The organism is Leifsonia sp. AG29 (assembly GCF_009765225.1).
In the GTDB taxonomy this organism is placed as follows: domain Bacteria; phylum Actinomycetota; class Actinomycetes; order Actinomycetales; family Microbacteriaceae; genus Leifsonia.
The window spans coordinates 3,322,405-3,339,949 of sequence record NZ_VMSF01000001.1; the positions used below are offsets into that span (position 1 = coordinate 3,322,405).

The window sequence follows — 17,545 nt, forward strand, 5'->3', positions numbered from 1 at the left end:
GCAGCCCCAGGCGGCGTTGGATTCTCCCTGAAGGTCCGTCGTGAGGAGGCGCCATGTCGGCGAGCGAGCTCGAGATGTCCAGCGTCCGGTATCCGTACCGGGAACGCATCTTCCACATCGAGAAGCGGTCACCCGGGGTGTGGGTGGTCCTCGACGAGTCGCACGCCGAGCTGGGCTCGCTGATCCGCGTCTCGACCGAGGGGGAGGAGCACGAGCCCGTGTTCGGCGCCGTCCCGCCCGGGTGGGTGGAGACGTTGCACGAGGGCTCCGACTGGAGGCAGCTGGTCGCCTCCCTCATCAACGAGGCGCTCGACGCCGACGTGCCCGCGGCGACGGGCAACCAGGGCGAGGCCTGAGGCGCCGGCCGCATCTGCGGCCTCGCGGGACGTCTGCGGCCTCGCGGGACGTCTGCGGCGGCGCGCGCCCGCGCCAACGTCCCACAACGGCGCACTCCGCCGCCGAGGCGCTGACCCTGGGCCCATACCGCGTCGCGGTGCCCGCGCCACGAGCGGACGCGTACTCTTCGAAGATGAACGCGACGCTGCGTACCGCTCTGGGCTGGGTCGCGGCCGTTCTGCTCAACGTCGGAGCGGTGCTCTTCGTCGTCGGCATCCTGCTGCCCCGGGTCGACGGCGTGTCCCTCCTCGCGGTCGGGCTCGTCCTGTGCGCCGCCGGCCTGGCCTTCGGCGGCTTCTGGCTCGCCGCCTCCCGCCGCGGCTGACGACGGCTTGCCGCCGAGCTCGGCGGGCCTGCGTACCGCCGGCCGCGGCGGGAGGGAGGCGCGACCGCGGCTCAGTCCGGCGGTTCGGTGTTCTTCACCAGGTCGGGGTTCGACGGCTGCTGCGCGGGGTCGAAGTCGGCAGGCGGAGGCTCGGCCGCTTGGGTACCGGAGTTGGCCGCGGTCGTCACGTCCTCCGCGCCCTCCGGGGCGACGCCGGTCTCGCCGGGCTCGGAGACCCCGGCCTCGTCCTGGCCGGCTTCGCGCTCCGACGGCTCCGCCGCCTGCGCGTCCCGGCCCTCGTCGGGTTCGTTGCCGGACTCGAAGCGCTCCGGGCGCTCCTCGGCGGGCACCCCCTCGGCGTCGGTGTTCGGCAGTCCGCTGGTGTCGCTCATGCTTCTCCCTCCCGGCCTACGGCCGGCCCTCTCCGTGTCTCGCATCGCTCATGGCCGACACGAAACGCCGAACCCCCCGCTCGCGCAAGGGGGAGCAGGGGGTCGGGTGCGGGGTCGGCCCGGCGGGCCTGCGGCGGCGCGGTCAGCGTGCGTTCGCCGCGGCCACGAGCTGGTCGAGCTGCTCGTCGGTGACCGGGCTGCCCGGGAAGCGGGCGGCGCGGATGAGCGGGATCGACTCGGCCATGCGCCGCAGACCCGGGTCGGAGAGCATCGCCCCGATGCCTTCCGCCCCGGCCGCCTGGGCCAGCGCGCCTCCCAGCAGCGGGCCCCCGACCGGGTGGTTCAGCCATTCGCCCAGGGTCGACTCCACCGTGAGCGGCGCGGCAACGCCGTCGCCGGGGAGGGTCACGGTCGCGGAGCCGCGGAGGTCGCGGGAGGAGGAGCCCACGGTCACCACGTACTCGCCGCCCTCGAGGGTCCAGGCCTGCCGGTCGATGTCGTAGTAGGCGAGGTCCTCCGCCGCCAGCTCGACCGTCACCGTCTGGGAGGCGCCGGCCGCGACGGCGACGTTGGCGAAGCCCTTCAGCTCGCGCACGGGCCGCTGCACCGCCGACGCGGGAACGGACACGTAGACCTGGACGACCTCCCGGCCGTCGCGGTCGCCGGTGTTCCGCACCTCCACGGTCACGCGGATGCCGCCGTCGTCGCCGGCGACCGCCTCCACCTCCCCGTACTCGAACGTGGTGTACGACAGGCCGTGCCCGAACGGGAAGCTGACCGCCGCGCCTCGCGCATCGAAGTCCCGGTAGCCGACGAACAGGCCCTCGCCGTAGCGCACGTGGCCCTTCTCGCCCGGGAAATTGAGGTAGGAGGCGGTGTCTTCGATGCGCAGCGGGATCGTCTCCGCGAGGCGCCCCGACGGGTTCACGACGCCGAACAGCACGTCGGCGATGGCACCGCCGCCCGCCTGTCCGAGGAGCCACCCTTCGACGAGGGCGGCCGCCCGGTCGGCCCAGCCCGACACTCGCACCACGCCGCCGTTCGACAGCACGACCGTGACGCGCGGGTTCGCCGCGAGGACCGCCTCCAGCAGGTCGACCTGCGCGGCGGGGAGCTCGATGTGCTCCCGGTCGAAGCCTTCGGACTCGTCGGCCGCGGGAAGGCCCAGGAAGACGACCACGTCGTCGGCGGCTTCGGCGACCGAGACCGCCTCGCTCGTGAGTGCTTCGGCATCGCCGTCGCCGTCGATCACGTACCCCGCGGCGAACGACAGTTCGGCGTCTCCGGCGAGCGCCCGGAGCTCGTCGAGGGCGTTGTCGAGACGGGTCGGGACGATCTGGGACGACCCCGCGCCCTGGTAGCGCGGGGTGCGGGCGAACTCGCCGATCACGGCGATCCGGCGGCCGGCCTCCGCACGCAGTGGGAGGACTCCGTCGTTCTTGAGGAGGACCACGCTCCGGCCGGCGACCTCTCGGGCCAGGGCGTGGTGCGCGTCGGCGTCGTACGAGGCGGAGGCGTCCGCTCCGTCGACGGCCTTCTGGACGAGGTCGATGACCCGGTCTGCCGCGCGGTCGAGCACGGCCTCGTCGAGGGAGCCGTCCGCCACGGCGGCGACCAGCTGGGCATCGGTGACGCCGCCCGAGGACGGCATCTCGAGGTCGAGTCCGGCCACGAGGGCCTGCACCCGGTCGTTCACCGCGCCCCAGTCGGAGACCACGAGCCCCTCGAAGCCCCACTCGTCGCGGAGCACCGAGGTCAGGAGCCACGGGTTCTCACTCGCGTAGACGCCGTTGATGCGGTTGTAGGAGCACATGACGGTCCACGGCTGGGCGTGCTCGACGACGTGCTGGAAGCCGCGGAGGTAGATCTCGCGGAGCGGGCGCTCGTCGACGTCCGCGCTGACCCGCAGGCGGTCCGTCTCCTGGTTGTTCGCCGCGAAGTGCTTGAGGGAGGCGCCCACCCCCTGCGACTGGAGGCCGCGAACGAGGGCCGCGCCGAGCCTCCCGCTGATGATCGGGTCCTCCGAGAGGTATTCGAAGTTGCGCCCGCACAGCGGGGACCGCTTGATGTTGATGCCCGGGCCGAGGAGCACGCCGACCCCTTCCGCCTTCGCCTCCTGGCCGAGCGCGACGCCGACCCGCTCGAGGAGCTCGGGATCCCACGACGAGCCGAGCGCGACAGCGGGCGGGAAGCAGGTAGCCGGGACGCTGTCGCCGATGCCGAGGTGGTCCCCTCCCTCCCGCTGCTTGCGCACGCCGTGCGGGCCGTCGGTCAGGTAGATGGAGGGGATGCCGACGCGATCGACGGCCTGGGACTCCCAGAAGCTCGCGCCGCTCGTGAGCGACGCCTTCTCTTCGGTGGTGAGCTCGGCGGCTCGGGCGAGCCGGGCTGCGCGGGCGGAGCTGTCGACCATGGTTCTCCTTCGATACGGCCGGTGCGGTGGGCAATACCTTACACCACTCGGTTTTAAGCGCGCAGACGGTCGGCGAGCTCGCGGAGGGCGGTCATGTACTGCGCCGACGACTGGTAGCCGGGATGACTGGCGATCTGCACCAGATAGCGCGCCGGGCCGAACTCGTCGGCTCCGCGGTCGATGCGGTTGTGGCCGTAGCTGAAGTCCGGGAAGCCGAGGTAGTCGGTGCGCCGCCAGAGATTCACCCAGGCCACGGTCACCCCGTCGGGCTGCGTGAGCAGTTCGCGCAGGGTGGGCTTCGAGCCCGACGGCGGGAGCTCGTCCGGGGTGCGCTGCTGGTCCATCACCACCTGGCTCAGCCACGGGTCGCGGGCGCGCAGCGACGGCCCCCGGGTCGGGAAGACACCGAGCGCCTCCGGGCCGAACAGCTCCGGGAAGAACCGGCCGAAGTACGCGCGGAGCTGAGTGCCGTACGTCAGGAGCCCGACGTTCCGGAGCCTCTCCTGCGTGTCCGAGGCCAGCGTGAAGATGCACGACACGGCCAGCACGCCGCCCAGGCTGTGGGCGCTCAGGATGACCTTCCGGCGCTGCGGCGTCGTCAGCGCCGTGTGCTCGTCCCGAGCGCGTTCCTCCGGCGAGCGCCGGTCGCCTCCCCGGATCGCCGACTGGTCGACGATGTCGGCCTCGAGCCAGTCGACCACCCGGTCGCGCAGCTCGGGGATGACGCGCTCGGCGTAGCAGGGAGGCGCGAACGGGTGCCCGGCGCGCGGCAGGAAGCACATGAGGTCCCACATCACGCTGATCGGCCTCTCCTGCGCGGTCGCGCTGTTCTGCGCGATGGCGATCACGGCGACGACGGCGATGAGGCCGAGCGCCGGGAGCGCGAGATCGAGCGCGGGCGCATGGAGGGAGGACGGCAGCACGACCGTGTACACGATGCCGAGCGCGAGCAGGAACGCGAGCAGCCCGAGGATCGGTTCGCCCCGGTGGACGAGGCCGGCCGTCCGGCGTGCGTGAAGGATGCGTACCGCGAGTTTGTCCTCGGCGCCGGCGTTCTGGACGACGCCGTTCTCGTACCGGGCGACGGGGAGGATCAGCGGCCGGCCTCCCCGGGTCGGCGGGGTGGTCAGCAGCGGCGTCGACGCCAGGCGGGCAGCGGCGACCGCAGCGACCACCAGCACCAGGATGATCGCGAGCACCGGCACCGTCCCTCCGAAGTTCGCGAAGGCCTGGGGTGTCGCGATCGGCGCATCGCCTCCGTTCAGGGGGCAGACGGGCACCGGGCCCGTCGAAGCCAACCAGCACTGCGTGCCGAGGACGAGGAACGTCGACAGGAGGATGCCCGCGCCCAGTGCGAGCATCATGAGGACGGCCGGCCCGGTGCCCGACCACCCCTCGGTCGCGAACGCATCCGTCGTCTCGCCGCCGCCCGCCTCCTGCCGGATCCTCTCCGCCGCCCGGCGCGGCGCGAGCCACACGATCAGGAGGAACGCCCCGAGGCTGACCGCTGCCAGCACGTAGAACGCCATCGAGACCGGCCCCGGCAGCGCGCCGTGCGGGACGATGACCACGGCCAGGAGGATCGCGACCCCCGCGAGCGGGACCAGGATCCACGTCCACAGTCTGAGCTGCGCCTGCGCTCGGGGCGTGAAGAGGCCGGGGTGGGTGAGGCGCCGCCAGCCGAGCGCCGCGATCGCGATCGCGACGAGGGCGCCGAGCACGATGGACGGCGCGAGGATCAAGCCGATGAACGGCGTCCGGATGTAGTTCACGCTGCGGTCGGGCGCTGCGACGACGATCCCCGCGTAGCCGAACAGCAGCGCGCTCGCCGCCAGCACGAGACCGGCGACGACGTTGCGCCGGTGCCGATCGATGGCCAGCGCCCGGTCGGCCCGCTCGGGTTCGGAGGCATCGCCGAGCGCGCGGCTCGAATCGGTGTCGAGGATGATCCGCACGACCACCACCACGAGCCCGACCAGCCCGGCGGGGACGGCGAGAGCGATCCACCACTTGCCCGCGAGCGGGCTGCCCGGCAGCTCGAAGCACCGGAGCGGAACGAGCCCGTCGCCCGGGTCGGCGCAGGCGGCGAAGACATCGTCCCAGGCGATCAGCACCGACAGGAGGAAGAGGGTCGCGGCGACGTGGTAGAGCTCGGACGGGAGGCGCACCCGCGCGAAGTCCCAGAAGCCGCCCGTCGACAGCGGCCGCCGCGGCTTCTCGTCGTTGATGCGGCGCCGCGCGTTCCGGATCTTGTCAACCGTTCCGAAGATCGCGGCCTCGTACCGGGTGCGGCCGCGATGCGAGACGACGAACAGCAGCAGGACCCCGGCGAGCGGAACGAGAGCCAGTACGACCATCCGGACGCCCCGCCGGTCGAACTCGGGCAGAGCGAAGAACTCGGTGACCCACCCCGGGAGTCCAGGACAGGAGGCGGTACCTGCGAGGCACTGCGCGCCCACCATCGACAGGCTCACCGACGCGAGCGCGCACACGTACAGCAGGGTGAGGCCGAGCGCGAACACGCGAAGCGCGGGGGCACCCCTCCCGGAGGACCATCGGCCGCGACCGGTCTGGTCGGGGATGCGCCTGGTCCAGTAGGCCGTGTTGCTGAGACCGAACGGCAGGATCAGCAACCACGCCAGCTGGATGAAGAACTGCCCGATGACGAGCCAGGCGCCGCTGCCGAGCCGCGACAGCCGGCCCCAGGAGTACCCCTCCCGCCGGATGTCGGTCGGCGGCCGTGCGGGATCGTCCGGATCGGGAGGGTCGACGGTCGGCACGTAGAAGCCGCCGTCCTCGTCGGCCTGGTCGGCCCGCACCTCCCCCGGCTGCACGCCGAGCATCTCGGCCGGCGGGGTGTTCTTGATCCCGTGGATGCGCAGTTCGAGGACCGTCGGTCCCATCCCGGACCCGTCCGCCGTGGACTCCGTCGGCGTCATGACGCCTCCCCCTGCCGGCGGCCGGCGCCGGCCTGCGGGCAGGATAGCGCCGGGCCCGCATCAGCGTCTACGAGGAGGCTCGCCGCAGGCGCTAGCCGGAACGGGGGAGCCGGGCGTAGTGTCCGTCGTATGAGCACCCCAGACGAGCCCATCGGCGACGAGCGCGCCGAGCACGAGCCCCTCGCCGAGCCGAGGGAAACCCTCGAAGGCGGTTACACCGAGGCGGACGACGAAGGGCCCCACGAGCGCACGGTCCACGGCCAGTACACCGAGACGGAGGGTGTCGGCCCGGAGCCCGCCGTCGAGGGCAGTTACACCGACGTCGACGAGCCGACGGCCGCGCCCGAGGGCGAGTACACCGAGGGCGAAGTCCCCGAACCCTGAGCGCGGGGGCCGTCAGCCGGCCACGGTCAGGCGGCGATCAGGAGAAGCGCTTGCGCGCGCGCTGCGCCTCCTTCTTGGCCTTCTTGCGCGCCTTCTGCATCTCGGGGTCGTTCCAGAACGACGTGAGCGCACCGGCGATCTGCTCGTAGCGCTCGCGGCCGGCGCGCGCGCCGAGGACGTACGCCACGGCGATCACGGCGAGCACGATGAGGGTCTTGAAACGCATGCGGGGTCTCCTGCCTTGTCTGCGCCCGACGGTATCCCTCAGCGCGCGTCGACGGAAGACCTGCTGAACAGGCGCCTCAGTGCGCGGTGCAGGGGGTCGGCGAGGAAGAGCAGGAAGAGCCAGAACATCCCTACGGCGGGGACCGTGACGGCCAGCGCGAGCGCGAGGGCCATGAGGACGACCTCGGCGATGCCGCGCGTGCGGTCGATGTCCGAGCGCGCCTCCTCGCTCATGAGCTCCGGATTGCGCCAGAGGGAGATGGCGATCAGCTGCGAGGCCACCGTGGCCAGCAGCAGATTGCCGATGTAGAGCCCATAGATGTCCGGCCGCTCCCCCTGGCCGTTCGACAGCAGATTCGCCGTGAACGGGATCGCCACGATGGCGAACAGCCAGAGGAAGTTCGACCAGACGACCGGCACGGAGTAGCTGCGGACGGATTCGAAGATGCGATGGTGCACCACCCAGAACCGGGCGATCACCGCGAACGAGACGACGAACGCGAAGACCTGCCACCAGTCGTCCTGGAGGAACTTCTGCAGCGAGCGGTCACCGATGTGGGCGGCCGCGTCGACGAGCGGCAGGATCAGCAGCGTGATCGCGATGGCGACCGTCGCGTCCGAGAAGTTGACGAGCCGGTCGAGCCCCCGTTCGGTCCTGATCTGCGCCATTCCGACATTCTGCCCGCAAGCGCGGTCCGGGAGGGAGGCTCAGCCCAGCGCGCCCAGGAACTCCTCGACCGTCGTGACGGTCGCGCCTCCTCGGGGGAACACCTTCTCGGTCAGCACGCGGTGCACCTCGGGGTCCGAGTCCCAGCAGCCGTCCTCCAGAACCACGATCCGGTAGTCCATGTCGGAGGCGTCGCGAACGGTGGTGAGGACCACGCCGGAGGTCGCGACACCGGCGAGAACGAGGGTGTCGATCCCGCGGGCGTCCAGCTGGGCCTTGAGGTCGGTGGTGCCGAACGGGCCGACGCGCTTCTTGCGGACGACGATGTCTCCCTCGGCAGGCGCGATGGCGTCGATGATCTGCGTCCCGGGGCCGGCGGCGTTCAGCCGCTCGGCCGCGCCCGCGAAGCGCGACGTGGGCGGGATCGTCGACGCCTCCTCCGCGGTGAGCGCGACCCGGACGTAGCCGACCGTGAGGCCGGCAGCGCGGGCCGCGTCGCGCGCTCGGACCAGCGGGGACACGAAGCCGTCGACGTCCGGGTGACGGGAGACGATCCCGTTCTGGAGGTCCATCAGGAGGAGCGCCGTGGTCGCGGGGGTCGGGAGGAGATCGTTCATATACCTAAAGTACCCGCGGGCCGGGTCGGCGCGGCTCGAGCGGGCTCGCGCTCGGGCACCTGCGTGGCTAGAGGCCGAGCGACTTCTTGATGAGCGCCTCCGCGTCGGACGTGCCCGCCGCCTGCTCGGTCGCCTCCTGGTTGGCCGCGGTGACCGCCTTCACGACCTCGTCCCGCTGGATGCGGATGCCGCGCGGCGCGTCGATGCCGATCCGGATGCCGTCCCCTCGCGCATCGAGGATCGTCACGACGATGTCGTCACCGATCAGCACCCGCTCACCGGGCTTCCGCGTCAGAACCAGCACGGCCCCAGCCTATCCGGCGCGGTTGCTCCTGGGCGGCGGTTATCCACAGGCGCGCGCCTCCGCGCCGCCCTGAGCCGTCACGTGTGGCCCTCTCGGCCGCCGGATCTCGTACTGAGGGGGCCACAAGCGACTGTTCAACGGGTGAGGGGGAGGGGGGCGCGTCGAGCCACAGCACCGGGAGGCCGAGCTGGTGCACCGTTTCCGGGGTCTGCGTAGCGGCGGCACCGCTGGCTGCGACGGCATCCACGGCGAGCACCTCGTCGAGGGCTCGGACCCAGACCGTGGTGTCGTCGTGCTTCCGCGACACGTCGACCGCCGCCCAGACCTGGTCGGGAGCGATCGCCGCGAGATCGGCTGCCGCGGCGGCGATCCCGTTCGGCGCCTCCAGCGCGAAGACGCCCACCACGGGGATTTCACGTCGCACACCGTCGGCGCGCGCCGCCAGCGCCCCGCGGCGGTCGCCGACCGGCTGGACCTCGGCCCCCGCGCCGGCCGACATCGCGAGCACGGCCGCCGCCGCCGAGGCCTCGTGGCCGAGCCCGACGACCAGCGTCAGATCGCCCCGTCCGCGCAACCGGTCCGGCGGAGGACCCGCCGTCGGACGAAGCTCGGTCTGCGATTCCGGCCCCGCAGATGTCGTCGACCCCGCCCTCACGTCCGCGCCGGCTGACGCCGGCAGCCCACCCACGTCCGCGCCGGCTGACGCCGGCAACCCACCCGCGTCCCCCGGAGCCGTCGACGCAGCCTCCGCTGACCCCGCGCCACCGGGCACGACCGACCCCGCACCCGGCGCCACCCCACCCGGCGCATCCACCGCCCGCACCAGATCATCCAGGATCGCCGCGAACGCCGCCGACGACGTCGAGACCGCGGGGAGCACCTCCTCGTCGCCGGGCGAGACCCACTCAGGCCGCGATCGACTCCGCACCGCGGATCACCCCCACCGTCTCGATCGTCGCCGCGACCGCGGTGACCTCCTGGTACGACAGCACGGCGAGGCCGGAGACCTGCCCGGCCGCGAGCCGGCGGATCGCGGGGCGGAGGGCGGGCGCGCACACGAGCACCGCTGACACGCCGGCATCGTCGAGCTGGGCGGCGGTCTGCTTGACCGAGCCGAGCACCTGCTCGAGCCGGAACGGGTCGAGCACGATCTGGGTCCCGGACTCGGAGGGGCGCAGCCCTTCGAGCATGGCCTGCTCGAGGCCCGGGTCGATCATGATGACGCGCAGCGTCCCGTCTTCGAGGTGCGGCGCCACGATCGCCGGACCCAGGGCCGAGCGCGCCGCCTCCACGAGCCCCTCCGGGTCGTTCGAGACCTTGGCGCGCAGGGCGAGCGCCTCCAGGATCCGCGGCAGGTCGTTGATCGGGACCTGCTCGGCGAGGAGGCCCTGCAGCACCCGCTGGATCTCCGCGAGCGACAGCAGATTCGGGATGAGCTCCTCCACCGCCGGGGCGTTCACCTGCTTGACGCCCTCGGTCAGCAGGCGCACGTCCTCGCGGGTCAGCAGCCGGGCCGCGTTGGAGGTGATGATCGCCGAGAGGTGCGTGATGAGCACGGAGACGCGGTCGATGACCGTCGCACCGCCGAGCTCCGCGCTGTGCCGCATCTCGGAGGGCGTCCACTTGGCCGGGAGGCCGAACACGGGCTCGATCGTCGGCGTGCCGGGGAGTCCCTCCAGGTTGTCGCCGAGGGCGAGCACGCGGCCGGCCGGAGCCTGCCCGCGCCCCGCCTCCACCCCGGCGATCTTGATGACGTACGTCGCGGGCGGGAGCTCGGCGGAGTCGCGCGTCCGCACGGGAGGCACGATGAGGCCGAGCTCGAGGGCGATCTTGCGGCGGAGCGCGCGGATCCGGGCGAGCAGGTCGTCGGAGGCGCCGCTCACGATGTCGACGAGGTCGGGCGCGAGGGTGATCTCGAGCGCGTGGACGCGCATCTGCTCGATCAGGTCCTCCGGCGTCTCCGGGCGGGTCGCCGACGCGGCGGCCGTCTGCTGCGCCTGCGCCTTCTTCTTGACCGCTTCGGCCGTCTTGAGGCGCTGGGCGGCGAAGATCAGCAGAGCTCCGACCAGGACGAACGGGATCGGCGGCATCCCCGGGATAAGCGCCAGGACGACCGCCGCGCAGCCCGCGATCATGAGGGCGTTGCGCGACTGGCTGAGCTGGCCGCTCGCCGTCGTGCCCATGTCGCTCTCGGCGTTCGAGCGCGTCACGATCATGCCCGTCGACACCGCCATGAGGAGGGCCGGGATCTGGGTGACGAGGCCGTCGCCGATGGTGAGGAGGGTGTACGAGTTGACGGCGTCGCCGATCTGCATGCCGCGCTGGATCATCCCGATGGCGATCCCGCCGACCACGTTGATGACGATGATCAGGATGCCCGCGATCGCGTCGCCCTTGACGAACTTGGAGGCGCCGTCCATGGCGCCGTAGAAGTCCGCCTCGGCCGACACCTCCGCCCGCCGGGCCCGCGCCTGCTCCTCCGTGATGAGGCCAGCGTTGAGGTCGGCGTCGATCGCCATCTGCTTGCCGGGCATGGCGTCGAGGGTGAAGCGGGCGCCGACCTCGGCGACCCGCTCGGCGCCCTTCGTGACGACGATGAACTGGATCACGATCAGGATCAGGAACACCACCGCGCCGATGATGACCGACCCGCCGACGGCGACGTGCCCGAACGCCTGGATCACCTGCCCGGCGAAGCCCTCGCCGAGCACGAGACGCGTCGACGCCACGTTCAGGCCCAGCCGGAACAGGGTGGCGACCAGCAGGAGGGACGGGAACACCGAGAAGTCGAGCGGCTTCTTGACGAACATCGTCGTCAGGAGGATCACCAGCGCCAGCATGATGTTGACGATGATCAGCGTGTCGAGCAGCCACGCGGGCACCGGCACGACGAGGAGCATGACGATCCCCACCACGCCGATCGGAACGGCCACCCGGGCCGCGAGGCCCCTGTCCGGTTTCATGTGAGCCCCTCTCGCACCTGCGGTGCCCTCCTCGTCGGCGCGGGCGGCGCCTCCGGTGTCATCGTGTGGAATCCGGCTGCCGACCCGCGCTGCTTCAGCGCCATCACGAACGCGAGCACCCGGGCGACGGCGTTGTAGAGCTCGACCGGGATCTCGTCTCCGAGGCCGCACCCCGCGTGCAGGGCCCGGGCCAGCGGGACGTCCTTCACGATCGGCACCCGCTCCTCCTCGGCCTTCTCACGGATGCGCAGCGCGATCGCACCCGCGCCCTTGGCGACGACCCGCGGTGCGGACCGGCCCGGTTCGTAGCTGATGGCGACGGCGATGTGCGTCGGGTTCACGAGCACGACGTCCGACCCGCCGATCGCGGCGATCATGCGGTTGCGGCTCATCGCGAGCTGACGCGAGCGGCGGTGGGAGCGCACGAGCGGGTCGCCCTCGGTGTTCTTGTTCTCGTCGCGCACCTCCTGCTTGCTCATGCGCGTGTGCTTGCGGTTGCGGCGCATGACGACGAACACGTCCATCGCCGCGAGGACGAGACTCGCCCCGACCGCCGCCTGGAGGAGTCCGCCCGCGCCTCCCGAGGCGGCCGAGAGGAGGGACGCGAGCGGCATCGAGCCCGCCGTGAGCAGCACCGGCATGAGGCCCTGGACCACCAGGAACAGCCCGATCGCGACGACGCCGGACTTGAGGAGGGTCTTCGCCCCCTCCCAGAGGGAGCGCATGCCGAAGATCCGCCCGAGGCCCGCGACGAGGTTGAAGTGCTCGACGCTGCCGGTGAGCCGGCGGAAGTGGATGCCGCCCTGGACGGCGGCGGCCCCGACCACGGCGAGCGCCCCGACCGCGAGCAGAGGGCCGATCGTCGCCATGATGCTCCCGAGACCGTCGCCCAGAGCGGCGAGGGCCTTGCCCGGGTCGGGCGCCTCGATCACCGACCGCACGGAGAAGAGCTGGTCGACGGCCGCGTCGCTCCCGCGCTGGAGGGTGAACGGGAGCATGAGCGCGGTCGCGCCGACGCCGACCCAGGCGGTCAGGTCGCTGGACTTCGACAGGCGCCCCTTGGAGCGCGCCTCCTTCATCCGCTTGTCGGTGGCCTTCTCGGTGCGTTCCTGCGCGTCGCTCACCGGCCCACCCCCAGCATGGTCTTGACGGCGGTGTCGGTCAGGCCCGAGACGACGCCCGGCAGCGCGACGAAGACGATCGCCGCGAGCACGACGGTGAGCATGATCTTGAGCGGGAAGCTGAGCGAGAACGCGTTGAGCGCGGGCGCCACGCGGGTCAGCAGCCCGAGGCCGACGTCGGCGAGGAACAGCACGACGATCAGCGGACCGGCGATCTGCAGCGCCGAGACGAACATCTGCGTCACCCCGCCGACCATCGCCTTCACCGGGTCGGCCAGATCGATCCCCGACGCCAGCGGAACCGCGTCGAACGACCGCACGAGTCCGCCGATGATCAGCTGGTAGCCGCCCGAGGTGAAGAGGAGGGCCAGCGCCGTCACCTGGAACATCCGCGTGAACTGGGCGCCGTTCACCATCGACTGCGGGTCGAACGCCTGCGCGAGCTGGAATCCGCCGAACAGGTCGACGAGGCTCCCGGCGGACTGGATCGCGGCGAAGACGAGGAAGACGAGGAACCCGAGCGTGGCGCCGACGGCCAGCTCGCGCACCAGGTCGAGGAGGAAGACCCCGATGTCGCCCGTGTGGTAGCCGGCGCCGACGCGCGGGGCCACGGCGACCGCGAGCCCGATCGCGAGCATGCCCTTCACCTGGGCGGGGAACCCGTTGTACGAGAAGGGAGGCGCGATCACGAGGAAGGCGACCATGCGCAGCGAGGCCAGCGCGATCGCCTCGATGGCCGAGAGGTCGATGGGGATGCTCATCAGCCGCCGCCGAGGAGGGACGGGATCTGCTGGAACAGCACGTGCGTGAACGAGACCAGCTCGCTGATCATCCACTGTCCGCAGATGATGAGCGCCACGGCGACCGCCGCCGCCTTCGGGACGAACGAGAGCGTCACCTCCTGGATCTGGGTGATCGACTGCACGAGCGAGATGGCGAAGCCGACGACCAGCGCGGTGATGACGATCGGCGCGGCCAGCTTCGCCGTGACCATGAGGCCCTGGAGGGCGATGTCGAGGACGGCGTTCGGGTTCATCCGCCGCCCCGGTAGCTGGTGATCAGGCTCGTGATGATGAGCCCCCACCCGTCGACGAGCACGAACAGGAGGATCTTGAACGGCAGCGAGATCATGACCGGCGGGAGCATCATCATGCCCATCGACATGAGCGCCGCCGAGACCACCATGTCGATGACGAGGAACGGCACGAAGATGACGAAGCCGATGATGAACGCGGCGCGCAGCTCCGAGATCATGAACGCGGGCACGAGGGTGAGCATCGGCACGGCGGAGGCGTTCTGCGGGTTGGGGCGCCCGGCCGCGCGCGTCATGAGGGCGATGTCCTCCTCGCGGGTGTGTGCGCCCATGAAGGAGCGGAGCGGCGCCTCCGCCGCGTGGACGGCCGCGGTGAAGTCGATGTGCCCCGCGAGGTACGGCTGAACCGCGCCGTTGTTGATGTCGACGAGCACCGGGCTCATGATGAACAGGCTCAGGAACAGCGCGAGCCCGGCCAGCACCTGGTTCGGGGGGATGCTCGGGAGCGCAAGCGCATTCCGGGTGAGGGCGAGCACCACGAAGATCTTCGTGAACGACGACATCATGAGGAGGAGCGCGGGGGCCACCGAGAGGACGGTGATGCCCACGAGCGTGAGGATCGCCGCGTTCGGGGTTCCGTTGGGGCCGTTGATGTCGAGCGTCACCCCGGAACCGCCCGTCGCGCCTCCCGGGCCGCCCGGACCCGACGGCGTCGGGACGGGCGTCGGCACCGCGTGCGCCGCCGCGGCCGAGACGAGCACCAGCGCTCCGGCGATCAGAACGACGAGGGCGCCGGCCACGGCCAGACGCGGGAGGGACGGGACGATGCGGGAGACGGCCCCCGGCATCCGCGCCGTCACCGCTTGACGCGCACCGCCGAACCCGCCTGACGCCACGTTGCCGGGGACAGGATCGAGCCTTTGAGTGCCTCGTCGAAGAGCGAGGCGCGTCCCTGCGCCGTGAGGAAGTCGGCATCCTGCCTGGGGGGTGTGGAGAGCGGTGTGACCGTCGCGGTCTTCTCGGCGTCCGCCTCCTGCGGACGCGGGCCGCTCTGCAGCACGCTGACCTGCCGCTCGGTGACGCCGAGAACGAAGCGGTCACCGTCGACGTCCACGACGACCACGGAGGCCTTCGGTCCGATGCCCTGCCGGCCGACGACCGACACGGCGTTGCCGCGGCGCGACCGGCCGGAGCGCCCCTTCGTCAGCCTGCGCTGCACGAACCACAGCACCCCGACGATCACGCCGAGGACGACGAGCACCCGGAGGGCGACGAACAGGGTGTCCACGGGCTCGACTATCGGCCGCTCCGGGCGCACCGTTAGCGCCGGCCGGCGTGGGATGCTCTGACCGTGGACATCGAGATGGCGTACATCCCCGCCGGCACGGTCACCCTGCACGATGCCCGGCTGAAGCGGCGCTGGAGCGTGGACCTGGAGTCGTTCGAACTGGGCGTCTTCCCGGTCACCGAGGAGCTGGTGGCCGAGCTCATCGGCGAGCCCTCGGCGCACCCGCGCCGGCCCGCGACGGGTGTCAGCTGGCTCCGCGCCACCCGGATCTGCAACGCCGCCTCCGAGTGGGAGGGGGTGGACCCCGCCTACAGCTTCGACGGCGAGGAGGTCAACTGGCACGTCGACGCCGACGGCTACCGTCTCCCGACCGAGGCGGAGTGGGAGCACGCCTGCCGCGCCGGCTCGACGGCCCCGCACTACGGTCCGCTCACCGAGGTCGCCTGGACCAGCGCCGACGGCCTCACCGCTCCCTCCGATGTCGGCCACAAGCTCCCGAACCTCAACGGGCTGTTCGACACGCTCGGCAACGTCTGGGAGTGGTGCTGGGACCACCTCGACCCGGCCCGCTACGGCGACTACCGGGTGTTCCGCGGCGGAGGCTTCGCCGACGACGCCTGGAGCGTCCGCGCCTCCGTCCGCCGGGGCGGGTCGCCCCGCACGACGCACGAGGACCTCGGGTTCCGCCTCGCGCGCGGCGGCTTCGACGCCGTGGACGCCGCTCAGGGCTGGTCTGCGCAGGCCGACCTCGAGCGCGCGGCGATGGAGGGACCCCTCCCGCCCGGCTGGACGCCGCGGCGCTGACCGCCGGTCAGCGGTCCGGCCCGTGCTGCTTCGCGTTCAGTCGAGCTCTTCGGCCGCGTCGAGGATCTTCGTGATGCGGACCGCGTAGTCCTGGTCCACGACGACGATCTCGCCGTGCGCGATGAGGCGGCCGTTGAGGAGCACGTCGGCGGGTGAGCCGGCGGAGCGGTCGAGCTCGATCACGGCGCCCGGCTCCATGGCGAGCACGTCGCGCACGGGCATCCGGGTGCGGCCGATCTCGACGGTCAACGCCATCTCGACGTTGCTGATGCGCGCGAGCTTGCCGCTGAGGGCGCCTCCCGAGCCCGGCCGGCCGGCGACGACCGCGCGGCCGCGGACGGCGAACCATCCGGCGGTGCCCGCCGGTCCCGTGAGTGCGAAGACCGTCGTGGCCGGGTCGGCGAAGAGCTGACCCGCGTCCTCGATGCGGGCATCGTCGAGCACGCCCGCCCCGAACGTGTCGCTCGCCGCCTCCAGGGCGGGCTGCAGCACATCCTGGAGGCTGACCACCGGCGACCCCTCGGCGCCGTCGTCCACGAGCGTCGGCGGCTCGAGGAGGATCACCGCGAGGTCGGCGGACACGGCGCCGACGAAGCTGGCCACGACCGCCGATGCGGCCGCCGGGCCGACGGCCGAACCGTTCTCGAGCAGCGGTGCGAGCGGAGCGCCCGTCGGCAGAACCGCGACGAGCGCCTCCGCGGCGGCCTGGGCCTGTCCGAGCGAGAGGCCGGAGGCGGGTGCGGTGCTGGTCATGCTCATCGTTCAGTCCTCTGTCTTGACGATCACGCAGGCGAGACGCGAGCCGCTGGAGCCCAGCGCCGCGCCGGCGACGGGGACGCCCCCGACCGTGAGGTCGAAGGGGCGGTGGTCGGGGTGCGGGAAACGCAGCAGGTCGCCGACGGCCAGCCCGAGCACGGTGCTCGGCCGGACGGTGGCGGGGGCGAGGCGCAACGCGACCTCGACGGGCACGCGCGCCAACTGCGCATCGATCAGCTCCCGGGCGTTCTCGGTGCTGTGGGTCGGGTTCGTCTCGCCCAGCTGAGGGAGCAGGACGGCGGCCGGGAGGGCGACCGTCGCCCGCGCCGAGCTCTCACCGACGCGGAGCTCGAAGCCGGCGACGATCATCAGCTCCGCCGTGGCGGCGGCCTGCGCGAACTGCGAGTTGTACTGGATCGCGTCCACCTCGATGGGCGCGACGAGGATCCCGCCGAGCGAATAGCTGAGGTCCTCGAGGGCGTCGTCCATCAGCCGCCGGACCAGCGCGTGCTCGATCTGGGTGAAGGTGCGCTCGCCCACCTCCGGGAGCCCGTGGCCGCCGAGCATCGCGTGGACCCACGAGAGGGCCGCGACCGTCGGGAACTGGATCACGGCCTTCGGCGCGAAACCGCCCAGTTCGCACAGCACCATGGCCGTGGTGGCCGGGAGGGAGGCGGCGTACTCGTCGTAGGTCTGGAGCTGCACGGAGAGGCACTCCACCTGGCTGAGGACCCGGACCTTGGCCGTCAGCTGGGTTCCCCACTGGCGGGCGAAGGTCTCGAAGGCGAGCTCGAGCACGCGCGAGTGCTCGCGCGCGAGCGTCGTCGGCCGCCGGAAGTCGTAGACCGGTGCCTCGGTGGTGTCCGCGGAGGCGTCGAGCAGGGTCACGAACGGCACTATCGGCACGAGACGCGCACC

Annotated in this window: 20 protein-coding genes; 4 read left to right on the forward strand and 16 right to left on the reverse strand. The window is 72.0% G+C overall.

The genetic code is table 11. The features are described 5' to 3' along the window. Positions 1–53: 53 nt before the first annotated feature. Positions 54–356 (forward strand): hypothetical protein, encoded by a 303-nt coding sequence (locus FPT20_RS15965; protein WP_158867121.1) that lies wholly within the window; start codon positions 54–56, stop codon positions 354–356. Positions 357–529: 173 nt separating this feature from the next. Beyond that, entirely contained in the window at positions 530–721 is a 192-nt protein-coding gene (locus FPT20_RS15970; RefSeq protein WP_158867123.1) for a hypothetical protein, read from the forward strand. A 71-nt stretch (positions 722–792) separates the two neighbouring features. On the opposite strand, the gene FPT20_RS15975 is transcribed toward FPT20_RS15970, so the two are convergent. The 3 genes from FPT20_RS15975 to FPT20_RS15985 form a co-directional block, all read right to left on the reverse strand. Next, positions 793–1,113: a hypothetical protein gene (locus FPT20_RS15975; protein ID WP_158867125.1), complete on the reverse strand. Its 321-nt coding sequence runs from the start codon at positions 1,111–1,113 to the stop codon at positions 793–795. Between the two features lie 142 nt (positions 1,114–1,255). After that, positions 1,256–3,526: a glycoside hydrolase family 3 C-terminal domain-containing protein gene (locus tag FPT20_RS15980; RefSeq protein ID WP_158867127.1), complete on the reverse strand. Its 2,271-nt coding sequence runs from the start codon at positions 3,524–3,526 to the stop codon at positions 1,256–1,258. A 53-nt stretch (positions 3,527–3,579) separates the two neighbouring features. After that, entirely contained in the window at positions 3,580–6,465 is a 2,886-nt protein-coding gene (locus FPT20_RS15985; protein ID WP_233265575.1) for a hypothetical protein, read from the reverse strand. Between the two features lie 129 nt (positions 6,466–6,594). Between FPT20_RS15985 and FPT20_RS15990 the strand changes: the two genes are divergently transcribed. Further along, on the forward strand, positions 6,595–6,849 hold the full coding sequence (locus FPT20_RS15990; RefSeq protein WP_233265576.1) for a hypothetical protein: 255 nt from the start codon (positions 6,595–6,597) through the stop codon (positions 6,847–6,849). A 37-nt stretch (positions 6,850–6,886) separates the two neighbouring features. On the opposite strand, the gene FPT20_RS15995 is transcribed toward FPT20_RS15990, so the two are convergent. The 11 genes from FPT20_RS15995 to fliO all read right to left on the reverse strand — a co-directional run bounded on the left by FPT20_RS15995 (position 6,887) and on the right by fliO (position 15,067). Then, positions 6,887–7,075: a hypothetical protein gene (locus tag FPT20_RS15995; protein WP_158867129.1), complete on the reverse strand. Its 189-nt coding sequence runs from the start codon at positions 7,073–7,075 to the stop codon at positions 6,887–6,889. A 38-nt stretch (positions 7,076–7,113) separates the two neighbouring features. Then, a complete protein-coding gene (locus FPT20_RS16000; RefSeq protein WP_158867131.1) occupies positions 7,114–7,743 on the reverse strand; it encodes a TMEM175 family protein in 630 nt (209 codons plus the stop codon). A 39-nt stretch (positions 7,744–7,782) separates the two neighbouring features. Continuing rightward, positions 7,783–8,358 (reverse strand): cysteine hydrolase family protein, encoded by a 576-nt coding sequence (locus FPT20_RS16005; protein ID WP_158867133.1) that lies wholly within the window; start codon positions 8,356–8,358, stop codon positions 7,783–7,785. 67 nt (positions 8,359–8,425) lie between these two features. After that, positions 8,426–8,662, reverse strand: coding sequence for a carbon storage regulator (locus tag FPT20_RS16010; protein WP_158867135.1), 237 nt, complete (start codon positions 8,660–8,662; stop codon positions 8,426–8,428). Next, positions 8,634–9,236 carry a hypothetical protein gene (locus tag FPT20_RS17900; protein ID WP_199245855.1) on the reverse strand — a complete coding sequence of 201 codons (603 nt, stop codon included), beginning with the start codon at positions 9,234–9,236 and terminating at the stop codon, positions 8,634–8,636. Before FPT20_RS17900 ends, FPT20_RS16010 begins: the two co-directional genes overlap by 29 nt. A gap of 331 nt (positions 9,237–9,567) precedes the next feature. After that, a complete protein-coding gene (gene flhA / locus FPT20_RS16020) occupies positions 9,568–11,625 on the reverse strand; it encodes a flagellar biosynthesis protein FlhA (protein ID WP_158867137.1) in 2,058 nt (685 codons plus the stop codon). Further along, positions 11,622–12,749 (reverse strand): EscU/YscU/HrcU family type III secretion system export apparatus switch protein, encoded by a 1,128-nt coding sequence (locus FPT20_RS16025; RefSeq protein ID WP_158867139.1) that lies wholly within the window; start codon positions 12,747–12,749, stop codon positions 11,622–11,624. Before FPT20_RS16025 ends, flhA begins: the two co-directional genes overlap by 4 nt. After that, the gene (locus FPT20_RS16030) at positions 12,746–13,507 is read right to left on the reverse strand and encodes a flagellar biosynthetic protein FliR (protein WP_158867141.1); all 762 of its coding nucleotides are present in this window, start codon (positions 13,505–13,507) and stop codon (positions 12,746–12,748) included. Before FPT20_RS16030 ends, FPT20_RS16025 begins: the two co-directional genes overlap by 4 nt. Next, positions 13,507–13,782, reverse strand: coding sequence for a flagellar biosynthesis protein FliQ (gene fliQ / locus FPT20_RS16035; RefSeq protein WP_158867143.1), 276 nt, complete (start codon positions 13,780–13,782; stop codon positions 13,507–13,509). Before fliQ ends, FPT20_RS16030 begins: the two co-directional genes overlap by 1 nt. Next, entirely contained in the window at positions 13,779–14,627 is an 849-nt protein-coding gene (gene fliP, locus FPT20_RS16040; protein WP_158867145.1) for a flagellar type III secretion system pore protein FliP, read from the reverse strand. Before fliP ends, fliQ begins: the two co-directional genes overlap by 4 nt. A gap of 8 nt (positions 14,628–14,635) precedes the next feature. After that, on the reverse strand, positions 14,636–15,067 hold the full coding sequence (gene fliO, locus FPT20_RS16045) for a flagellar biosynthetic protein FliO (protein ID WP_158867147.1): 432 nt from the start codon (positions 15,065–15,067) through the stop codon (positions 14,636–14,638). A gap of 75 nt (positions 15,068–15,142) precedes the next feature. Here fliO and FPT20_RS16050 point away from each other — a divergent pair, with 75 nt between their 5' ends. Then, positions 15,143–15,871: a formylglycine-generating enzyme family protein gene (locus tag FPT20_RS16050; protein WP_199246055.1), complete on the forward strand. Its 729-nt coding sequence runs from the start codon at positions 15,143–15,145 to the stop codon at positions 15,869–15,871. A 36-nt stretch (positions 15,872–15,907) separates the two neighbouring features. On the opposite strand, the gene fliN is transcribed toward FPT20_RS16050, so the two are convergent. Both fliN and FPT20_RS16060 read right to left on the reverse strand, forming a co-directional pair. Beyond that, on the reverse strand, positions 15,908–16,630 hold the full coding sequence (gene fliN, locus FPT20_RS16055) for a flagellar motor switch protein FliN (protein WP_158867151.1): 723 nt from the start codon (positions 16,628–16,630) through the stop codon (positions 15,908–15,910). 3 nt (positions 16,631–16,633) lie between these two features. Beyond that, entirely contained in the window at positions 16,634–17,515 is an 882-nt protein-coding gene (locus FPT20_RS16060) for a flagellar motor switch protein FliM (protein WP_158867153.1), read from the reverse strand. Between the last annotated feature and the right edge of the window lie 30 nt (positions 17,516–17,545).

Coding starts and splice junctions, on each gene's coding strand:
- FPT20_RS15965 (WP_158867121.1), top strand. CDS start 54: ATGTCGGCGAGCGAGCTCGAGATGTCCAGCGTCCGGTATCCGTACCGG.
- FPT20_RS15970 (WP_158867123.1), top strand. CDS start 530: ATGAACGCGACGCTGCGTACCGCTCTGGGCTGGGTCGCGGCCGTTCTG.
- FPT20_RS15975 (WP_158867125.1), bottom strand. CDS start 1,113: ATGAGCGACACCAGCGGACTGCCGAACACCGACGCCGAGGGGGTGCCC.
- FPT20_RS15980 (WP_158867127.1), bottom strand. CDS start 3,526: ATGGTCGACAGCTCCGCCCGCGCAGCCCGGCTCGCCCGAGCCGCCGAG.
- FPT20_RS15985 (WP_233265575.1), bottom strand. CDS start 6,465: ATGACGCCGACGGAGTCCACGGCGGACGGGTCCGGGATGGGACCGACG.
- FPT20_RS15990 (WP_233265576.1), top strand. CDS start 6,595: ATGAGCACCCCAGACGAGCCCATCGGCGACGAGCGCGCCGAGCACGAG.
- FPT20_RS15995 (WP_158867129.1), bottom strand. CDS start 7,075: ATGCGTTTCAAGACCCTCATCGTGCTCGCCGTGATCGCCGTGGCGTAC.
- FPT20_RS16000 (WP_158867131.1), bottom strand. CDS start 7,743: ATGGCGCAGATCAGGACCGAACGGGGGCTCGACCGGCTCGTCAACTTC.
- FPT20_RS16005 (WP_158867133.1), bottom strand. CDS start 8,358: ATGAACGATCTCCTCCCGACCCCCGCGACCACGGCGCTCCTCCTGATG.
- flhA (WP_158867137.1), bottom strand. CDS start 11,625: ATGAAACCGGACAGGGGCCTCGCGGCCCGGGTGGCCGTTCCGATCGGC.
- FPT20_RS16030 (WP_158867141.1), bottom strand. CDS start 13,507: ATGAGCATCCCCATCGACCTCTCGGCCATCGAGGCGATCGCGCTGGCC.
- fliQ (WP_158867143.1), bottom strand. CDS start 13,782: ATGAACCCGAACGCCGTCCTCGACATCGCCCTCCAGGGCCTCATGGTC.
- fliP (WP_158867145.1), bottom strand. CDS start 14,627: ATGCCGGGGGCCGTCTCCCGCATCGTCCCGTCCCTCCCGCGTCTGGCC.
- FPT20_RS16050 (WP_199246055.1), top strand. CDS start 15,143: ATGGCGTACATCCCCGCCGGCACGGTCACCCTGCACGATGCCCGGCTG.
- fliN (WP_158867151.1), bottom strand. CDS start 16,630: ATGAGCATGACCAGCACCGCACCCGCCTCCGGCCTCTCGCTCGGACAG.